This is a genomic window from Saccharopolyspora elongata (genome assembly GCF_004348985.1).
GTDB classification, from domain to species: domain Bacteria; phylum Actinomycetota; class Actinomycetes; order Mycobacteriales; family Pseudonocardiaceae; genus Saccharopolyspora; species Saccharopolyspora elongata.
Genome location: NZ_SMKW01000250.1, coordinates 1 through 638, shown reverse-complemented (window position 1 = coordinate 638; position 638 = coordinate 1). Strand labels below are relative to the sequence as shown.

Below are 638 nucleotides of genomic sequence, written 5' to 3'. Positions count from 1 at the left end.
GACGTAGTCCGCATCGCGCTGCCGCTGCTGGTCTACTTCGCCGTGATGTGGGCCGGATCGTTCGCCCTGGGCAAGGCCATCGGCCTGAACTACGAACGCTCGGCGACGCTGTCGTTCACCGCCGCGGGCAACAACTTCGAACTCGCCATCGCCGTGGCCATCGCCACCTTCGGCGTCACCAGCGGACAAGCCCTCGCCGGCGTCGTCGGCCCCCTCATCGAGGTCCCCGTCCTGGTCGGCCTCGTCTACGTCTCACTGGCGGCCCGCCGCTGGTTCACCCCCACCTCCACCACGCCGGAGGCCGACCATGCCCGCACCACTACCTAGCCATCACGACGCCGAGGAATACCGGCCGACCGACGCCCAGGTCGCTGCGCTCCTCGACCACGCGGCCGCCGACCTGCACACCCAGTTCCAGGGCATCTTCGCCACCGAAACCATCCACGCCATCGTCGCCGACACCCACCAACAGTTGAACGCGACCGCCCGCGTGCACACCCACCTCACCACCCTGGCCACCCGCTACGCCCGCGAGCGGCTGACCGACATCGCCAAGAACCAAGGAGCCACCGTGCCCACCACCCCCGAGGTCCTGTTCGTCTGCGTGCACAACGCCGGCCGCTCCCAGATGGCCGCCG

2 protein-coding genes are annotated in these 638 nt (G+C 69.4%); both read left to right on the top strand.

What is annotated here, in order from left to right; genetic code table 11:
- Nucleotides 1-327: arsenic resistance protein (locus E1288_RS46565; RefSeq protein ID WP_408014325.1), on the top strand; the 327-nt coding region annotated here is incomplete at its 5' end.
- Nucleotides 308-638 (top strand): three-helix bundle dimerization domain-containing protein (locus E1288_RS49730; RefSeq protein ID WP_408014324.1); only part of this gene is annotated, 331 nt, incomplete at its 3' end. The genes E1288_RS46565 and E1288_RS49730, both read left to right, overlap by 20 nt.